The 17,785-nt window shown below is 68.7% G+C and carries 14 protein-coding genes, 1 tRNA gene and 1 riboswitch; of the genes, 8 read left to right on the top strand and 7 right to left on the bottom strand.

Features of this window, described 5'->3' with window-relative positions; translation table 11 throughout:
* Positions 1-38 precede the first annotated feature (38 nt).
* A complete protein-coding gene (locus AB0I34_RS04310) occupies positions 39-1,724 on the bottom strand; it encodes a nitrite/sulfite reductase (RefSeq protein WP_360439169.1) in 1,686 nt (561 codons plus the stop codon).
* 409 nt (positions 1,725-2,133) lie between these two features.
* Here AB0I34_RS04310 and AB0I34_RS04305 point away from each other — a divergent pair, with 409 nt between their 5' ends.
* The 3 genes from AB0I34_RS04305 (at position 2,134) to AB0I34_RS04295 (ending at position 5,877) form a co-directional block, all read left to right on the top strand.
* Positions 2,134-2,703, top strand: coding sequence for a helix-turn-helix domain-containing protein (locus AB0I34_RS04305; protein ID WP_360439166.1), 570 nt, complete (start codon positions 2,134-2,136; stop codon positions 2,701-2,703).
* Positions 2,700-3,914, top strand: coding sequence for an MFS transporter (locus AB0I34_RS04300; protein ID WP_360439163.1), 1,215 nt, complete (start codon positions 2,700-2,702; stop codon positions 3,912-3,914). Before AB0I34_RS04305 ends, AB0I34_RS04300 begins: the two co-directional genes overlap by 4 nt.
* A gap of 103 nt (positions 3,915-4,017) precedes the next feature.
* Positions 4,018-5,877 carry a glycoside hydrolase family 9 protein gene (locus AB0I34_RS04295; RefSeq protein WP_360439160.1) on the top strand — a complete coding sequence of 620 codons (1,860 nt, stop codon included), beginning with the start codon at positions 4,018-4,020 and terminating at the stop codon, positions 5,875-5,877.
* Between the two features lie 70 nt (positions 5,878-5,947).
* On the opposite strand, the gene AB0I34_RS04290 is transcribed toward AB0I34_RS04295, so the two are convergent.
* The 3 genes from AB0I34_RS04290 to AB0I34_RS04280 are packed head-to-tail and all read right to left on the bottom strand — an operon-like array spanning position 5,948 to position 8,106.
* Positions 5,948-6,985 (bottom strand): CU044_5270 family protein, encoded by a 1,038-nt coding sequence (locus AB0I34_RS04290; protein WP_360439157.1) that lies wholly within the window; start codon positions 6,983-6,985, stop codon positions 5,948-5,950.
* The gene (locus AB0I34_RS04285) at positions 6,982-7,575 is read right to left on the bottom strand and encodes a sigma-70 family RNA polymerase sigma factor (RefSeq protein WP_360439154.1); all 594 of its coding nucleotides are present in this window, start codon (positions 7,573-7,575) and stop codon (positions 6,982-6,984) included. Before AB0I34_RS04285 ends, AB0I34_RS04290 begins: the two co-directional genes overlap by 4 nt.
* Before the next feature lie 60 nt (positions 7,576-7,635).
* Entirely contained in the window at positions 7,636-8,106 is a 471-nt protein-coding gene (locus AB0I34_RS04280) for a MarR family transcriptional regulator (protein ID WP_360439151.1), read from the bottom strand.
* 63 nt (positions 8,107-8,169) lie between these two features.
* Here AB0I34_RS04280 and AB0I34_RS04275 point away from each other — a divergent pair, with 63 nt between their 5' ends.
* Entirely contained in the window at positions 8,170-9,723 is a 1,554-nt protein-coding gene (locus AB0I34_RS04275) for an MFS transporter (RefSeq protein WP_360439148.1), read from the top strand.
* Between the two features lie 53 nt (positions 9,724-9,776).
* Here AB0I34_RS04275 and AB0I34_RS04270 read toward each other — a convergent pair whose 3' ends face one another.
* Positions 9,777-11,225, bottom strand: coding sequence for a glycine hydroxymethyltransferase (locus AB0I34_RS04270; protein ID WP_360439145.1), 1,449 nt, complete (start codon positions 11,223-11,225; stop codon positions 9,777-9,779).
* A 28-nt stretch (positions 11,226-11,253) separates the two neighbouring features.
* A riboswitch (ZMP/ZTP riboswitch) is annotated at positions 11,254-11,335 on the bottom strand.
* Positions 11,336-11,361: 26 nt separating this feature from the next.
* Entirely contained in the window at positions 11,362-12,987 is a 1,626-nt protein-coding gene (locus AB0I34_RS04265) for an acyl-CoA dehydrogenase family protein (protein WP_360439142.1), read from the bottom strand.
* Between the two features lie 63 nt (positions 12,988-13,050).
* Here AB0I34_RS04265 and AB0I34_RS04260 point away from each other — a divergent pair, with 63 nt between their 5' ends.
* The 4 genes from AB0I34_RS04260 (at position 13,051) to AB0I34_RS04245 (ending at position 17,327) form a co-directional block, all read left to right on the top strand.
* A complete protein-coding gene (locus AB0I34_RS04260) occupies positions 13,051-14,316 on the top strand; it encodes a YhjD/YihY/BrkB family envelope integrity protein (protein WP_360439139.1) in 1,266 nt (421 codons plus the stop codon).
* A gap of 147 nt (positions 14,317-14,463) precedes the next feature.
* Positions 14,464-15,531 (top strand): ribosome small subunit-dependent GTPase A, encoded by a 1,068-nt coding sequence (gene rsgA / locus AB0I34_RS04255; protein ID WP_360439136.1) that lies wholly within the window; start codon positions 14,464-14,466, stop codon positions 15,529-15,531.
* A gap of 31 nt (positions 15,532-15,562) precedes the next feature.
* On the top strand, positions 15,563-16,306 hold the full coding sequence (locus AB0I34_RS04250; RefSeq protein WP_360439133.1) for an SDR family oxidoreductase: 744 nt from the start codon (positions 15,563-15,565) through the stop codon (positions 16,304-16,306).
* Positions 16,307-16,481: 175 nt separating this feature from the next.
* Complete coding sequence (locus tag AB0I34_RS04245; protein ID WP_360439130.1) at positions 16,482-17,327, top strand: DMT family transporter; 846 nt, start codon at positions 16,482-16,484, stop codon at positions 17,325-17,327.
* A 368-nt stretch (positions 17,328-17,695) separates the two neighbouring features.
* Here AB0I34_RS04245 and AB0I34_RS04240 read toward each other — a convergent pair.
* Positions 17,696-17,767, bottom strand: a tRNA-Val gene (locus tag AB0I34_RS04240).
* Between the last annotated feature and the right edge of the window lie 18 nt (positions 17,768-17,785).

Genomic DNA, 17,785 nt, shown 5'->3' with positions numbered 1-17,785 from the left:
AGTCACACTGCGCTTGATGGTGAACTCACTTCGTTCGTTCACTGGAGTGCCTCCTCGTCCGCTCGGGTGGCCCACTGGGCGAAGCGCTCGCCTTCGTTGCGCTCCTTCAGGTAGTTCTGCGTGATCCGCTCGACGTAGTCGGCCAGATCCGCCGAGGTGACCTTGTGGCCGCGCAGCTTCCGGCCGAAGCCGGCGTCCAGGCCGAGGCCGCCGCCCAGGTGGACCTGGTAGCCCGGGACCTGGTTGCCCTCGGCATCGCGGACCAACTGACCCTTCAGGCCGATGTCGGCGACCTGGATCCGCGCGCAGGAGTTCGGGCAGCCGTTGACGTTCACGGTGATCGGTACGTCGAGCTCCGGGATCCGCTCCTCCAGCTCGTCGATCAGCTGGGCGGCCCGCGCCTTGGTCTCGACAATCGCCAGCTTGCAGAACTCGATGCCGGTGCAGGCCATCGTGTTCCGCCGCCAGGCCGAGGGGTTGGCCTGGAAGCCGAGCGCGTCCAGCGCGGCGACCAGCGAGTCGACCTGCGACTCCTCGACGTCGAGTACGAGCAGCTTCTGCTGGGCGGTGGTACGGATCCGGTTCGACCCGTGCGCCGCGACCACGTCGGCCACCTTGCCGAGCGACGTACCGGAGACCCTGCCGACCACCGGTGCGACACCGACGAAGTACTTGCCGTCGTTCTGCTTGTGAACGCCGACGTGGTCACCCTGGACGGCGGGGATCTCAGGCGCGGGCCCGTCGATCAGCTTGCGCTTGAGGTACTTCTCCTCCAGCACCTCGCGGAACTTCTCCACACCCCAGTCGGCGACCAGGAACTTCAGCCGGGCCCGGTTGCGCAGCCGCCGGTAGCCGTAGTCGCGGAAGATGCTGGTGACACCCCACCAGGCCTCGGCGACCTCGTCGCGCGGGATCCAGGCGCCGAGCCGCTGCGCGAGCATCGGGTTCGTCGACAGTCCACCGCCGACCCACAGGTCGAAGCCCGGCCCGTGTTCGGGGTGAACCACCCCGACGAACGCGATGTCGTTGACCTCAGGTACGACATCGTGCGACGGGTGACCGGTCAGTGCGGTCTTGAACTTGCGCGGCAGGTTGGAGAACTCCGAGGAGCCGATGTACTTGTCGACGATCTCGTCGATGGCCGGCGTCGGGTCGATGATCTCGTCGGCCGCGATCCCGGCGACCGGGCTCGCGATGACGACGCGCGGTACGTCGCCGCAGGCCTCGGTGGTGTACAGGCCGACCGACTCCAGCTTCTGCCAGATCGCCGGCACGTCCTCGATCCGGATCCAGTGAAGTTGGATGTTCTGCCGGTCGGTGATGTCGGCGGAGTCGCGCGCGTAGTCGGTCGAGACCTCCGCGATCGCCTTGAGCTGCTCGGTGCTGAGCTGGCCGCCCTCGACCCGGACCCGCATCATGAAGTATCGGTCGTCCAGTTCCTCGGGCTCCAGCGTCGCGGTCTTGCCGCCGTCGATCCCGGGCTTGCGCTGGGTGTAAAGCCCCCACCAGCGGAACCGTCCGCGCAGGTCGGCCGGGTCGATCGAGTCGAAGCCGGTGTGCGCGTAGATGTTCTCGATCCGGGCCCGGACGTTGAGCCCGTCGTCGTTCTTCTTGTTCTCCTCGTTCTTGTTCAGCGGCTCGCGGTAGCCGAGGGCCCACTGTCCTTCGCCCTTGCCCTTGCGCGGGCGGGCCGGTTTGCGGGGAGCTGAGGTGACGCCAGTCATCGGGAACGTGTCCTAGTCCTCGTGACAGGTGCGTCCGCAGGCGGCGAGATCGAAGCGTCGTCGGTTCGATGCGTTCCGCGCGGTGCGCACCCAGCGGTGATCGGGGGTGATCAGGGGCCGTCATCGGGCCCGGCGGGGTCGCTGTCAGAACATCGAAGGACAACAGATGGCGCTGCGCATCCGCCCGAGGTCGACATGAATGCGACCTACGAGGTGGGTGGACTGGGCAGCGAGCATGTCCACAAGAGTCAGCTCCAGCGGCTGACAAATCAACCCACAATCCCACATCCTGAGCGTCGGTCTCACGATACGGCTATGTCTATCAGTCTGATGGAGATTGTTTCGGGCTCTGGATTCGTTCCACAAGAACTCTTGCACAAGAATTCTTGTGGAAGCTATCGTGCTGCCCATGACACCCGCCAACCGACGGTCGGTGACGCCGTCCGTACTCGCCGCGATCCACCATCCGCTCCGCCGCCGGATGCTCGACATCATCTATGTCGACGGCCCCGCGACCGCCTCCCGGCTGGCCGAGGCCACCGGTGAACTGGTCGGCAACATCAGCCATCACCTCAAGGTTCTGAGCGCGGCCGGGGTGATCGTCGAGGCCCCCGAGCTGGCCAAGAACCGGCGGGAACGGTGGTGGAGGCTCGGCGACACGTCGTCGTACTCCTGGTCCATCGCGGATGCCCAGGGCGACCCGGCCGGCGAGTTGGTCGCAGCCACGGCCGAGGACCAGAACCTGGCTCATCACGTCGGCAAGGTGCGGCAGTGGTTCGACATCAGATACCAGTTCGACGAGTCCTGGGTGCGGGCGGCGTACGCGACCGAGAGATGGCTCACATTGACGCCCGAGCGGCTGGACGAGCTCAGTGAGCGGATCGAGGTTCTCGTCCGCGAGTACTACGACGAACCGTCCGAGGGGGAGGACGCCCACCGGGTCTTCTTCTTCGCGCACGCGGTGCCGGCCCGGCCATGAGCGAGCTTCCGCCCACCGCTCCCGCCGTCGTGTTCCCGCCGCTACGCCGGGACACCCGCGTGCACGCCTGGATCTTCGCAGCCGCCGTCTCGAAGGTCGGCGACATGGCCTGGTACGTCGGTCTGGCCTGGAGTGCCGCGCAGATCACGACGCCGGCCGGCGCCGGACTCGTGATGGGTATCGGCGCGCTGCCGCAGGCGCTCGTGCTGCTGTTCGGCGGGGCGCTCGCCGACCGTATCGACGGACGCCGCGTGATGGTCCTGGCGAATCTGGGCCGGATCGTCGTCCTGACCGTAGGCGCCCTGGTCGCTTCGATGTGGGGGTTGTCCCTGGAATTGCTGCTCGCGATCGCGGTGGCGTTCGGCGTGGTCGACGCGATCTACACGCCGGCCGCCGGGACGTTGCCGCGCCGGATGGTGCAGCCGGACGACCAGGTGAAGCTGATGGCCGGCAACCAGCTGGCGGTCCGCCTCGCCATCTTCGTCGGGGCACCACTCGGTGGCGTGCTGGTCGCGCACGGCGGCCTGGTCACAGTGATGCTCGTCGACGCGGTGTCGTTCGCGGTGATCGCGGCTGTCCTGGCGTTCCTGGTGAAGCCGCGGCTGCCACAACCCGCGTCCACCGGTAGGTCGATCCGCGCGGACCTGAAGGAGGGCTTCTCCTACCTCGGTCGCGACGCCAAGGCGCGGACGCTGGTGATCGCGTTCTCCGGGCTGAACCTCTGCGTGGGTCCGGTGCTCGCGGTCGGTCTGGTGCAGCGGACGCATCTGGACGGGTGGGGACCGGCCGCGCTCGGCTGGTTCGAGGCCGTTTCGGGGATCTCGGCCGCGGCCGGTGCGATCGTCGCGATGCGCTGGAAGCCGGCGAACCTCGCCCGCAGCGGGCTGATCGCGCTGATCTTCCAGGCGGCCGGCTGCGTGATGATCGGTGTGATGCCGCGGGCCGGCATCGTCCTGGCCATGGTGATGATCGGCAGCACGGCCGGGATCGCGTCCGCCCAGTTGTCGGCCGTGTTCCAGTTGTCGGTCGACGCGTCGTACCTGGGCCGGAGCTTCAGCATCGTGCATCTGTCCGACCAAGGCCTGATGCCGGTCGCGATGGTCGCCTTCGGTGCGTTCATCACGCTGGCGGGGATCTCGGTGGCGTGTGTGGTGATCGGTTCGGCCTTCGCTGCGCTGATGGTCTGGGCGGTCGTTCGGGTCGGACGCTGAGCTCTGTACTCCGGCGGGGGACTGCGCTACCTTCCGACAAAATCAACAGGAAACTTTCCTATTGGTCGGGTCGACGTTGCTGGTCGGGTGGGAGGAGTCGCTCGTGAGGTCGTTGCGCCGGGTGGGGTCGATCGTCGTGGCTGCGGGATTGGCGGCGGGATCGGTGGTGGGGCCGGTGAGTACGGTGTCCGCTGCTGCGTCCGGCGGCGTGGTGCGGGTGAGTCAGCTCGGGTACGGCGCCTTGGACGGCAAGGCGGCGTACGTGATGACGCGGGACGCGGCGGCCGGGAAGAACTTCCAGGTGGTCGACAGGCACGGGCACCGGGTGCTGACCGGGCGCGTCGGCGGTGACGCGGGGGAGTGGAATGCGACGTATCAGCACGTGTACCAGTTGGACCTGTCCGCGCTGAAGGTGCCGGGGACATATCGGGTCGAGGTGCCCGGGATCGCGTCGTCGGCGGCGTTCGAGATCCGGGCGAACAGCGACCGGATGCTGACCGGGGCCAAGGACAAGGCGGTCACCTTCTTCACCGAGCAGCGTGACGGCGCGAACGTCGTACCGGGTTCGCTCGGGCGGCAGCCGGCGCACCTGAACGACCGGGCCGCGCAGGTCTACGAATGGCCGGTGTTCGTCGATCCCGACACCGATCAGACCGTCGGTGAACTGCAGCGGATCGGTGGGCCGGTCGACGTCGAGGGCGGTTGGTACGACGCCGGCGACTACCTGAAGTTCACGCACATCGCGGCGTACTCGGAGTCGTTGCTGTGGGCATCGGCCCGGGACGCGCGGACGCCGGACGAGCAGGTGCTGGCCGAGGCGCGGCACGGTCTGGACTGGCTGGACAAGATGTGGGACGAGCGGACGAAGACGCTCTACATCCAGGTCGGAATCGGCACCGGCAACGTCGAGGAGACCTTCATCGGCGACCACGACATCTGGCGGCTGCCGGAGGTCGACGATCACCTGACCGATCCGTCTGAGCGGTTCCTGCGCAACCGGCCGGTGTTCCGGGCCGCGGCGCCCGGGCAGCCGATCAGTCCGAACCTTGCGGGCCGCACTGCTGCCGCGTTCGCTCTTGCTGCACAGGTCGAGGCACGGACGAATCCGGCCAAGGCTCGTCGTCATCTCGAGACTGCGGCGCAGATCTTTGCTCAGGCTCAGACCGAGAACGTCGGGCAGCTGGTCACGTCGCTGCCGTTCGCGTTCTACCCCGAGTCGGCGTGGCGGGACGACCTCGAGTTGGGTGCCACCGAGCTGGCGCTTGCCGCGCAGCGCCTCCGCGATCCACGAGGACACGCGTGGTTGAAGCAGGCCGGCTACTGGGCTGCGCAGTACATCGAGCACGAGGCCGGCGGCGACACGCTCAACCTGTACGACGTGAGCGCGCTGGCGCATGCGGATCTGATCCGGGCCAACCGATCGGATCGTGCGCTGGTGAAGAAGCTGGCTGGTGATCTGCGTGCGCAGCTGGAGATCGGGGCGGAGCGGGCGTCCGCGGATCCGTTCCGCGCTGGGGCGCAGTACGACAACTTCGACGCCGTACCGCATGCCTTCGGGCTGGCGGCTACCGCGCATCTGTATCGGCATGTGACGGGAGATCGGCGGTACGACGACTTCGGTACGCAGCAGCTCGACTGGAACTTCGGCGCCAACGCGTGGGGTGTGTCGTTCATGGTCGGCGTGGGGGAGAACGCCGAGCGGTGCCCGCACCACCAGATCGCGAACATTCTCGGGCGCGAGCTCACGGGTGCGGTCGTGAATGGGCCGAACTCGGAGGAACTGTTCGAGGAAGGTCTGGGTGATCACCTGGACGGCATGAACCCGTGCCCGGCCGACGGTGTCGACCAGTACGCCCAGTTCACTGGCCACGGTTCCCGGTACGTCGATGACGTCCGCTCCTGGCAAGCCTCCGAACCAGCCGACGACTTCGCAGCCATCGCCGTCTACGCGCTGACCACGTAGTCCCCTCCCCGCACCGGCGACGCGCGCGCACCTCTCCCCGCGCGCTCGCCGGTGCACCCAGCCGCCCCGTCTACAGGTAGAGGTTGTAGCTGATCACGGCGGGGATCCGGACGTTCAGACGCCCGGCGGTTTTCGTCAGGACCGTTTCGTCGGCCCAGAGGCGGCCGGTCCTGGGGTCGAAGATCAGGACGTGCCGGTTCGGCAGGCCGCCGTAGCTGCTGTCGACCGCGAACGCCCGGCCCTTGCGGCCGCTCCGGTCGGTCATTGCGCCCAGCGATACCGCGTTGCTGTGATCGGCGAGGATCTTGAGCACCGCGGCGCGTACCGCTGGGGCCGGCGTCGCCTCGCGATACAGGTCCGTGACTGCCCCGGCCAGCTGGCCGGGGCCGTTGGCGTCGATGTCGTGGCCGATCTTCAGCACCGCCAAGAGCCGTGCAGGGTCGCTCGGCAGCGGATAGCGGTACATCGGCTGGTATCTCCCCGGTGGCCACGACTGGTCACCTTTCACCCTGCCGGGCTTACCGACCGAGTCCTTGTGAGACGCCGGATCCGGGGAGTACGGCTGCCCGGTCCTGACCACCAGGCGCCCGGACAGATCGCTGTTCCAGGTCAGGCTCACGTCCTCCGGAATGATCGCCGAGGTGACCCGCTCCTTACTGTCGACGGCCGTCGACAGGTTCCACGCCTGCATCCGCACCGTGTGCGACCCGGCGTCGCCCGGCAGCGTTTTGTCGGCGGCCGCCGTCGCCGCGAGCGCCAGCAGCGCCGCCTTGCCTGGCCGGCCCTGCGCGAGCTCGGCATCCAGCAACGGCGGAGTCGCCGCCATCGCGACCCCACCCGACCCGAACGGGTCGACGACCACCACCCCAGCGCCCGCGACCGCCACAGCCCCGGCCGCGCCGACCAGCACCGCGCGCCGCCGTACCTTTCCACGACGGGCAGGTACGTAGGCCGCCGGTACGCCGTTGACCGGAGCAACGTGCTCCTCCGCCGCCAGCCGGGTCGCGATCCGTTGCAGTCCAGCCAGTTCGCGATCTGTCAGCGGGCCATCGGGGATCCCGGACGCCGGGTCGACGCGCTTCAGGGTGTCGAGGTCGTTGGTGTTCATGAACGTTCTCCCTGCGTCTTGGACTCAGCTGTTCGCACGACCGTGGAACCAGCCGACCGTCCCTGGGTGCTCCGAGCCGGGTCGTCGTACTGCGCCTGCGCCGTCTTCAACCGGGCTCTCGCGCGGTGCAGCCGAACTGCCGCGGCCGCCCTCGAGCAACCAAGTGCCGTCGCGAGATCGGCGCCACGCAGTTCCTCCCAGCCCGCCAGCATCAGCACCTCTTGGTCGGCCGCACTCAGTGTCCGCAGAGCAGTCAGAGTCCCAGCCAGTTGGTCGGACCATTCGAGCCGCTCTTCCGCGGCCGGTCCGGCCCTGGTCACGAGGTCGTTGCCGGCGCGTTGATATGCGGCAGTCGACCGCTGCCGGCTGCGCCGTCGATCGGCCAGCACGTTCGCCGCGACCCGGTACAGCCACGGCAACGCTCTGTCCCGCGGCACATCCGTCCGCCGCCTCAACGCCGTCAGGAACACGTCCGCGGTCACATCGGGCGCCTCGTCGGCATCCCCGATCCGGCGTACGACGTACCGCAGAATCGCGCGATAGTGCTCCGTATACAGCTGCTCAAGATCGGCCCCGGCGGGCTCGGTCATCGGTTCCACACCCGTCTATTGCCGATCACAACAAACGATTACAGCCGATCAAAGGAGCGTTCAGCGGGGATGTTCGGCGCGCCAGTTCTTGATCATCTGGTCCATGTCGGCGTGGATGAAGGCGAAGAAGTCGGCGGCTTCGGACAGGCGGCGGCCGACCGGGTTGGCGGGGCCGAACAGCTCCGCGCCGGACCGGCTGCTGGACTCCCATTCGCTCAGCGCGAGATTGCGCCGTTCGAGGATGGCGGCGAAGACGTCGTCGCGGATCCGGTAGTGGTCCTTGCGTGAGCCGGGTTGCCGCTCGCGGGTGATGAAGGAGACCTGGATCAGCTGCCGGACCGCGCCGGACACCGCGGGCTGGCTGATCTTGAGCGATTCGGCCAGCTCGGCGGCCGTCATCGTCCCGGTCGGGCTGACCAGCATCCGTCCCATCACCCGGGCCGACATGGTCGGGACGCCACTGTTCGCGAGGATGCCGGCGAAGCGCTCGACGAACTGGCTGACCTCTTCGGGAGTGGGTTCGGGCGCCATGATTGAAGACTACAGTAATTTGATCTATCGCAACTATCACAAATATCTGATAATTTACTGGGCATGACCACCTCCTCCGTTGCCGAAGGGCCGACGCTCACCGGCGCCCGCCGCTTCGGAGTCCTCTTCGCACTCTGCCTGGCCGTGCTCGTGCTCGGCCTGGACACGACGGTGCTGAACGTCGCGCTGCCGACCCTGGCCGCCGACCTCGACGCGTCGACCAGTCAGCTGCAGTGGATGGCGAACAGCTACAACCTGGTTCTCGCCGCGCTGCTGTTGCCGGCCGGTCTGCTCGGCGACCGCTTCGGGCGTCGCAAGATCATCGCGATCGCGCTGACACTGTTCGGCGCGGCGTCGCTCGTTTGTGCGCTGTCCGACTCGGCCGGCCAGCTGATCGGCGCCAGAGCCTTCCTTGGCGTCGGCGCCGCGATGATCGTGCCAGTCGCGCTGTCCCTGATCACCGTGCTGTTCCCCACCGAGGTCGAGCGCAAGAAGGCGATCGGCTTCTTCGTCGTGGCGAACAGCATCGGCATGCCGCTCGGCCCGATCGTCGGCGGCCTGCTGCTGGACCACGCCGGCTGGCAGTGGATCTTCTACCTGAACGTACCGATCGCGCTGATCGCCGCGATCGCTGTCAGCCTGCTGGTCCCGGAGACCCGCAGCTCGCGCCGTCCGGCGATCGACTGGCTCGGCATCCTGCTCTCCAGCGCCGGCCTGGCCTCGCTCGTGTACGGCGTGACCAAGGCGGGGGAGACCTCATGGACCGACGGGACCACGGTGCTCTTCCTGGCCCTGGCCGTCGTACTCCTTGCCGTCTTCCTGCTCTGGCAGCGGCGGAACTCCGACCCGCTGATCGAGCTGCGGCTGTTCGGCGAGAAGGTGTTCACCGGTGGGGCGGTGCTGCTCACCGTCTCGGTCTTCGCGATCTTCGGGTTGCTTTTCACGATGCCGCAGTACTTCCAGGGCATCAACGGGTCCGACGCGCTGCACACCGGTCTCAAGCTGCTGCCGTTCATCGGCGGAATGACGGTCGGGGCGAAGCTGGCCGAGCCGGTTGAGGCGAAGGCCGGCACCCGGCTGGTGGTGATGGCCGGGTTCCTGGTGATGGCCGCCGGGTTCCTGCTCGGAGCCTTCACCGATCTCGGTACCGGCTACGGCTACACCGCGATCTGGTTCGTGGTGGTGGGGTTCGGCCTCGGCTGCTCGATGCCGCAGGCAATGAACGCGGCGCTGGGTGTGCTCGACCCGGAGCGGGCCGGCACCGGGTCCGCTCTACTGCAGGCGTTCCGGCAGGTTGGCGGCACCGTCGGCGTCGCCGTCCTCGGCACGGTGCTGAACTCCGTCTACCGGCACAACGTGGACACGAGCGGCCTGCCGGCACAGGCGGCTGACGCGGTCGAGAAGGGGCTGGGCGGCGGGCTCGCGGTCGCGACCAAGGTCGGGTCGGCGGACCTGCTCGGCGACGTACGCGACGCGTTCATGACCAGCCTCAACACGACCATGTGGGTCTCGGCCGGCATCGCGGTCGCAGGCGCCGTACTGGCCGCCGTACTGATGCCGAAGCAGGCCACCAAGGCCTCGCAGGAGGCGCTGATGGGCATCAAGCAGGACGCCTGACAGAGCAGCGCGGCGCCTGCTCCCGAGGGGAGAGCAGGCGCCGCGCGATGAGGTCAGTTGAGGTCGAGGCCCGGGTACAGCGGGTGCTTGTCGAGCATCTCGGCCGAGGCGGCCTTGACCTTGTCGGCGACGCCGTCGGCCAGCACGTACTTCGCCTTGGACGGTGCACCGGCGGCCGTCGTCGTCGGCGTCGTCGAGGACAGTACGTCGACCATCAGCTCGGCGACCCGGTCGAACTCGTCGGCCCCGAAGCCGCGCGTGGTCAGTGCCGGCGTACCGATCCGGACGCCCGAGGTGTACCAGGCGCCGTTCGGGTCGCGCGGTACGGCGTTCCGGTTGGTCACGATGCCCGCGTCGAGCAGCGCCGACTCGGCCTGCCGCCCGGTGATCCCGTACGACGAGACGTCGAGCAGAGCCAGGTGGTTCTCGGTGCCGTCGGTGACGAGCTTGACGCCACGCTTCATCAGGCCCTCCGCGAGCACGACCGCGTTGTCTGCGACGGCCTGCGCGTACTCCTGGAACGACGGCTGCCGGGCCTCGGCCAGCGCGACCGCCTTCGCCGCCATCGTCTGGCCGAGCGGGCCACCCAGAACCATCGGGCAGCCGCGGTCGACGGCGTCGGCGTACTCCGGCTGGCACAGCACCATGCCGCCGCGCGGGCCGCGCAGCGACTTGTGCGTGGTCGTGGTGGTGACGTGCGCATGCGGGATCGGGTCGAAGTCGTCGGTGAAGACCTTGCCCGCGACCAGGCCGGCGAAGTGCGCCATGTCGACCATCAGCGTCGCGCCGACCTCGTCGGCGATCTCGCGCATCGTCGCGAAGTTCACCTTCCGCGGGTACGCCGAGTAGCCGGCGATCAGGATCAGCGGCTTGAACTCCCGCGCCTTGCGGGCGACCTCGTCGTAGTCGAGCAGCCCGGTCTCCGGATCGGTGCCGTAGGAGCTCTGGTGGAACATCTTGCCGGAGATGTTCGGCCGGAAGCCGTGGGTCAGGTGGCCGCCGGCGTCCAGCGACATACCGAGCATCTTCTGGTCACCGAACGCCCGGCGGAGCTTGGACCAGTCCTCCTCGGACAGGTCGTTGACGTGCTTCGCGCCCGCCTCGGCCAGCGCCGGGGACTCGATCCGCTGGGCCAGGATCGCCCAGAAGGCGACCAGGTTCGCGTCGATGCCGGAGTGCGGCTGGACGTAGGCATGCGGCGCGTTGAACAGCGCCGTGGCGTGGTCGGCCGCGGCCTGCTCGACGGTGTCGATGTTCTGGCAGCCCGCGTAGAAACGGTGCCCGATGGTGCCCTCGGCGTACTTGTCCGAGAGCCAGTTGCCCATCGTCAGCAAGGTGGCGGGGGAGGCGTAGTTCTCGCTCGCGATCAGCTTCAGCGAGGAACGCTGGTCGGCCAGTTCGGCCTTGATCGCGCCGGCGACGGTGGGTTCCACCGCGGCGATCACCTGGAGCGCGTTGTTGTACGCGGCCGACGCGGCGGCGGCGTCGAAGGGTTGAGTCATCGTTGTCTCTCCTGCGGTTGCAGTGGGTCGTAGGCACCCAGGCGCACGGTGCCGACAGTCTTCGCTCCCCGGTGGTTCTCCACCTCAGCGCGCCAGTCGCGACGCGGCCACCCTATCGTGCGGACGCGGCTCGGAGTCAGAGGCTGCGGTCGGTGATCAGGCCGAACGGCGTGGTCCGCGGGAGGGTGCCGAAGACGCCGCCCCAGTCGTTCGCCAGCCGGGACGCGACGAAGGCGTCCGCGACCGCGGGAGTCGAGTGCCGGACGAGCAGGGACGCCTGCAGGCAGAGCGCCATCCGCGCCGCCAACCGGCGGGCGCCCGCCTCCGCGCCCTCGACGTCAGCAAGCGCTTGCAGTACGTCGTTCACCGCCGTGTCCAGGCGCTCGTCCGCACCCCGCGCCGCCCCGACCTCCAGCAGCCAAGCCTCGAGCGACTCGGGCCTTCTGAGGGCTCGCAGTACGTCGAGTGCGTTCACGTTCCCCGACCCTTCCCAGATCGAGTTCAGCGGGGACTCCCGGAACAACAGCGGCATCCCGGATTCCTCGACGAACCCGTTCCCGCCGAGACACTCCAGGGCTTCGGCGGCCATGAACGGCGTCCGCTTACTCACCCAGAACTTCGCCAGCGGCAGCCCGATCCGCCGGAACGCGGCCTCCTGCTCGTTGCCGTCGGTCGACGCATCGACCGCCGCCGCAAGCCGCATCGCGAGCGCTGTCGCAGCCTCACTCTCGAGCGCCAGGTCGGCCAGCACGTTCTGCATCGCGGGCTTGTCGGCGAGCAGATCACCGAATGCCGACCGGTGGCGGGTGTGCCAGAGCGCCTCCACCAACGCGCGCCGTTGGAGAGCGGCCGAACCGAGGACGCAGTCCAGCCGGGTCGCGGCCACCATCTCGATGATCGTGCGGACCCCGGCGCCCTCGTCGCCGAGGCGGTAGCCGACCGTGCCGTGGAACTCGACCTCGCTGGACGCGTTCGACCGGTTCCCGAGCTTGTCCTTCAGCCGCTGCAGGGCAAACGCGTTCCGGTTGCCGTCGGCAAGCACGCGCGGGACGACGAAGCAGCTCAGTCCGTCCGGCGCCTGCGCCAGGACCAGGAAGACGTCGACCTGCGGTGCCGAGCAGAACCACTTGTGTCCGTTCAGCTGGTATTCACCGTCGTCACCGGCCGGCGTCGCGGTGGTCAGGTTCGCCCGGACGTCCGAGCCGCCCTGCTTCTCGGTCATCCCCATCCCGGCGAGTACGCCGCTCTTGGTGGCCGCAGGCAACCGGCGTACGTCGTACTGGCGCGAAGCCAGCTGTGGGACCCACTCCTTGGCGAGCCGTTCGTCCGCCCTCAGGGCGGGGACGGCGGCGTACGTCATCGAGATCGGGCAGCCGTGGCCGGGCTCGACCTGGGACCAGACGTAGAAGCCGGCCGCGCGGGTCAGATGTGGGGAGGGCTCGTCGCTCGTCCACGGCGCGGCCTGCAGCCCGAAGCCGACGGCGCGCTCCATCAGCCAGTGCCAGGACGGGTGGAACTCGACCTCGTCGATCCGGTTCCCGTACCGGTCGTGTGTGCGCAGGACCGGTGGGTTCTGGTTCGCGGGGAGTGCCTGAGCGAGGGCCTCTTCGGAGCCCGCGAGCTCGCCGATCCGGGTCAGCCCGGGATCGTCCGCGAGGTCGGCGTACGGACGCAGAGCGTCACCGAGGGCCGTGTCCCGGGTGAAGAAGTTCACCCCCTGGAGTGGGGGAGCCTGATTCGTTACCGCGAATGGGTCCGCCATGTCAGTACGGTAAGCGGTATGGCACGTTCAGGGGCAAGACCCGCGGGTGGGAGCTCCCTCTCATTGGCATGGGTCCGCAAAATCCCCGCGACGACCTGGAAGCTGCTCACCCAGACCATCGGTGTCTGTCTGCGCTACCGGGTCACCGGTCTCGCGGCCGAGGGGGCGTTCTTCGCGATCCTCTCGCTGCCGCCGCTGATCTTCGGGCTGGCCGGAAGTCTCGGTTACATCGCCGGCAAGTACTTCGAGGTCGAGACGATCGACGACATCAAGGCGCAGATCGTCGAACTGGCTGCCCGGGCGCTGACCGCGGACTCGGTCCAGGGCGTGATCGTGCCGACCCTGGACCAGGTCCTGAACGGCGGCCGGCCGGACGTCATCTCGATCGGTTTCGTGCTCGCGCTGTGGTCCGGCAGTCGCGCGCTGAACGTGTTCGTCGACACCATCACGATCATGTACGGGATGGGCGGCAAGCGCGGCATCGTCCGGACCCGGGCGCTGTCGTTCTCGCTGTACTGCGCCGCCCTCGTGATCGGCGTGATCGTCCTCCCGCTGGTGCTGGCCGGACCGGACGCCGTACAGGCCCTGCTGCCGCACCGCCTCGACTTCCTGAACCAGCTGTACTGGCCCGTCGTCACGATCCTGTCCGCGGGCTTCTTGAACACCCTGTACCACTTGTCGGTGCCGGTGCGGACGCCTTGGGTCTCCGATCTGCCCGGGTCGTTCCTGGCGCTCTCGATCTGGATCCTGGGCAGCTTCGTCCTGCGCTGGATCCTGCAGAGCACGGTCGGCGGTACGTCGATCTACGGTCCGCTGGCGGCGCCGATCGCCGTACTGATGTGGCTTTACATGACCGCCATCGCGGTGCTGATCGGCGCGGCGCTGAACGCGGTCGTCGACCGGCTCTGGCCGCACAAGGTCCGGGTGACGGAGACGGTGAAGGAGACCCCGGACGAGGTCGAGCCGGTGATGAAGGCGGAGTCGGAGCCGCATCACGACAACCCGCTGACCCCGGTCGAGCAGGAGCGGCCGGAGATCGAGGTCGCGCGGAAGGTCGAGAGCCTCGGCGTACCGGCGGCGGACCAGCCGCCCAAGGCCCCGTCGTCGGAGCGGCCGCCTACGGACCGGCCACCTACGGAGAGGCCGCGGACGGACCGGCCGCCGAAGGCTCCGGCGGCCGAGCCGGGACCGAAGACCGAGGTCGCCGAGCCGGCTCCCGGGCCGGCGCCGCAGCGCAAGCCCGAGGCGGCCTCCGGGCCGGCGCCCCAGCGCAAGCCCGAGCCGGTCGGAAAACCCGGTGCGCAAACGGACACCGACGACCTACGCTGACGCCACCAGCCGGTCCTGGACCAGGACCGCAGGACTTGGAAGGGAGGCCCCCGCCATGAGCTTGGATCAGGCCCACCGGGCCGATGTCTCCCACCCCGTCCGTCCGCTGAGCTGACCTCGCGGCCGGACCCTCCGAAAGGTTCGCCGATGTCAGCCACACTCCAGGCCCTGGGACTCGACAGCTCCACGGCCGACTACCTGAGCTCTGTCCCGGCCGAGCTCGTGCCGGGACGCGTCGCCCGGGTCGACAAGGGCCTGGCGACGGTACTCACCGAGGACGGCCCGGTCCGCGCGACGTGGTCCAGTGCGCTCCTCGCCGATGTGGCCAGTGACCCCCAGGCCGGCCCATGTACGGGGGATTGGGCCGTACTGCGGTACTGGCCGGACGACCGGATCACGGTCGAGTCCCTGGCTCCACGGCGTACGGCGATCGTGCGCGCGGAGGTCGGTGGTTCGTCCAGAGGCCAGGTGCTCGCGGCCAACGTCGACGTGATCGCGATCGTCGTCGGCCTGGTGCCGGAGCCGAACATCGTCCGGATCGAGCGCTTCCTCGCGCTGGCGTGGGAGAGCGGTGCGCGGCCGGTCGTCGTACTGACGAAGTCGGACCTTGTCGGCGATGCCGACGCCCTCGCTGAGGATGTGGCGCGCGCTGCGCCGGGTGCCGACGTACTGGTGTGTAGTGCGACGACTGGTCAGGGCCTGGAGTCGGTGCAGGCGCTGCTGGATGGTGACGCGACTGTGGCGCTGCTCGGGTCGAGTGGTGCGGGGAAGTCGTCGCTGGTGAACGCGCTGGCCGGTGTGGAGCTGCTGGACGTGCAGGACATCCGGGAGGACGGGAAGGGGCGGCACACGTCGGTCCGACGCGAGCTGATCGTGCTGCCGAATGGCGGCGTGGCGATCGACACGCCTGGGCTGCGGGGGATCGGTCTGCAGGAGTCCGGTGAGGGGCTGGCTGCGGCGTTCCCGGACATCACGGCGCTGGCCGAGCAGTGCAAGTTCAAGGACTGCGCCCATGCCACTGAGCCCGGGTGCGCTGTGCGGGCTGCGCTGGAGGACGGCACGCTGCCGATCCGCCGCTTCGAGAGCTGGACCAAACTGCAGCGCGAGGCCGCGTTCATGGCCCGCCGCAACAACCTCCGCCTCCGCGCCGAAGCCAAGAAACAATGGGCCCGCCAGTCCAAGGCTCACCGCCGCGACGTGAACCCACGCCAATAGGCTGCGTGCTCCCGGTGAAAGGATCGGGAGCATGGATCGTGCTGTGTTGGTGACAGGGGCCTCGCGGGGGATCGGGGCGGCGACGGCGCAGGCGTTTGCGGCCGCGGGCGACCGGGTGGCGGTGCACTACGGTGCCTCGGCCGACGCTGCCGAGGCCGTTGTGAAGTCGCTGCCTGGATCAGGGCATGTGCTCGCGCATGCGGATCTGGCCGATCCGGCCGCGATCCAGACGATGGTCGACGACGCCGCGGCCGCTCTGGGCGGGATCGACGTACTCGTGAACAACGCCGGCGTCTACCACCCGCACCGCATCCGCGAGACGACGTACGCGGAATGGCAGCAGGCCTGGGCGGACACCCTCGCGGTGAATCTCGTCGGCCCGTCGAACGTCACATGGTGCGCGGTCCGGCACATGGGCCGCGGCGGCCGGATCGTCAACGTGTCGTCGCGCGGTGCGTTCCGCGGCGAGCCCAACCAGCCCGCGTACGGCGCGTCGAAGGCGGGCATCGTGTCGTTCACCCAGTCGCTGGCCCGCGCACTCGGCCCGGAAGGCATCGCCGTGACCGCGATCGCGCCCGGCTGGACGACCACCGACATGGCCGCCGTACAGCTGACCGGCGAAGGCTACGACCGCCGCCGCATGGAGAGCCCGCTCGAACGCGTCGCCGACCCGTCGGAAGTCGCGGCGGCGATCCTCTACCTGGCGTCGCCGGAGGCTGAGTTCGCCACCGGCACGGTCCTGGACTTCAACGGTGGTTCCCAGCTCCGGATGTAATTCGCTCGGCCGGCTCACGCTTTCGGGCTAGGGTCCTGTCCGTGCATCGCATCATCACCCCGCCGACCGCCGCTTAGGCGGACGGTCACTCGGTTAGCGCCCAGGTTCTGACCTGGGCTTCTTCGGGCTGTTCGCAGACGACCCACCTGTCCCGCGAACATCCCGGAGTACTTCGATGCTGCACCGACCCACGAAGACGCGCGCCCTCGCCTACGTAGCCCTGGCCGGCCTCGCCTGGGGCACAGGCGGACCCACCGGCGCCCTGCTGTTCCGATCGAGCGGCCTGACCTCGACCGCCATCTCCTTCTGGCGCCTGGCCACCGGCGCAGCCTGGCTCTTCCTGGCCAACTTCCTCTTCACCAGGACCCCGATCCGCGCCACGTTCATGGCCGCGCCATGGCGATACATCCTCACCGGCCTAGGTCTGACCGCCTGCCAACTCGGCTACTTCGCCGCCATACCTCGAGTGGGCGTAGCAGTTGCCACCGTCATCTCCCTAGGCGCAGGCCCTCTCTTCATAGCCCTGGCAACCCGAGAACGCATCACGCCGGCACTCCTGCTGGCAGTCCTAGGCCTGACCCTCCTGGTAACAGCCCCCGGTACCGCCATCACCACATCCCTCCCCGGCATCCTGCTGTCCCTCCTCTCAGCAGCCGGCTACGCCACCACCACCCTCCTCAACCGCAACCAGCCAGCCCCCACCACCACAGCACTCCTAGGCTTCACCACTGCAGCCCTGGCACTCCTACCCCTAGCCCTACTCGAAGGCCTGACCCCACACGCGGCAAGCTGGCCGACCCTCGCCTACTTCGGCCTGATCCCCACCGCCCTCGCCTACACCCTCTTCTACTCGAGCCTCCGCACCCTGACCCCCTCAACAGCAGCCGTCCTAGCCCTCCTGGAACCCCTAACAGCCACAGCCCTAGCCGTCCTCCTCTTCCACGAACACCTCACCCCCCTGACCCTCACAGGAGCCGCCACCCTCCTAACAGCAGTAGCCCTAAAAGCCCGACGCCCATAACCCACCTGCGCTTGCGACTGGGTGTGGGCCACCCGAGACGTGGAGCCGGGACGGTCCGCGCATGTGCTGCACCAGGTCCCACACCCAGCAAGCAACCCCACCCCCAGCCCGCAACCACCAAGCGGCGGCCAACCCTCGCCCGGAACCGTTCGAGCGGCGAGCAACCCCCGCCGGAACCCTCAATCGGCGCGCAACCACCGCCGGAACCATCCACGCGGCGAGCAACCCCAGCAAGCCGAGCGAAGCGAAGGCGCAAAGGGGGTGCGGGTGGCGGAGCCCCCGCTCGCGGCGAGCGAAGCGCTGCCGCACAAACGACGAAGGCGACCCGGTCCGCGCCTTCCGCGGACACACGTCGCCTATCGCCTTCGTGGACGATACTGGGATCGAACCAGTGACCTCTTCCGTGTCAGGGAAGCGCGCTACCGCTGCGCCAATCGTCCAAATACAACAACAACTCT

Source organism: Kribbella sp. NPDC050281 (assembly GCF_040655855.1).
GTDB lineage: Bacteria > Actinomycetota > Actinomycetes > Propionibacteriales > Kribbellaceae > Kribbella.
Note: the sequence above shows the minus strand (reverse complement) of the source record. Positions and strands in the feature narration are given on the sequence as shown.

Coding starts and splice junctions, on each gene's coding strand:
- AB0I34_RS04285 (WP_360439154.1), bottom strand. CDS start 7,575: ATGACCGAGCCCGCCGGGGCCGATCTTGAGCAGCTGTATACGGAGCAC.
- AB0I34_RS04290 (WP_360439157.1), bottom strand. CDS start 6,985: ATGAACACCAACGACCTCGACACCCTGAAGCGCGTCGACCCGGCGTCC.
- AB0I34_RS04245 (WP_360439130.1), top strand. CDS start 16,482: ATGCTGCACCGACCCACGAAGACGCGCGCCCTCGCCTACGTAGCCCTG.
- AB0I34_RS04280 (WP_360439151.1), bottom strand. CDS start 8,106: ATGGCGCCCGAACCCACTCCCGAAGAGGTCAGCCAGTTCGTCGAGCGC.
- AB0I34_RS04305 (WP_360439166.1), top strand. CDS start 2,134: ATGACACCCGCCAACCGACGGTCGGTGACGCCGTCCGTACTCGCCGCG.
- AB0I34_RS04265 (WP_360439142.1), bottom strand. CDS start 12,987: ATGGCGGACCCATTCGCGGTAACGAATCAGGCTCCCCCACTCCAGGGG.
- AB0I34_RS04250 (WP_360439133.1), top strand. CDS start 15,563: ATGGATCGTGCTGTGTTGGTGACAGGGGCCTCGCGGGGGATCGGGGCG.
- AB0I34_RS04300 (WP_360439163.1), top strand. CDS start 2,700: ATGAGCGAGCTTCCGCCCACCGCTCCCGCCGTCGTGTTCCCGCCGCTA.
- AB0I34_RS04310 (WP_360439169.1), bottom strand. CDS start 1,724: ATGACTGGCGTCACCTCAGCTCCCCGCAAACCGGCCCGCCCGCGCAAG.
- AB0I34_RS04270 (WP_360439145.1), bottom strand. CDS start 11,225: ATGACTCAACCCTTCGACGCCGCCGCCGCGTCGGCCGCGTACAACAAC.
- AB0I34_RS04275 (WP_360439148.1), top strand. CDS start 8,170: ATGACCACCTCCTCCGTTGCCGAAGGGCCGACGCTCACCGGCGCCCGC.
- rsgA (WP_360439136.1), top strand. CDS start 14,464: ATGTCAGCCACACTCCAGGCCCTGGGACTCGACAGCTCCACGGCCGAC.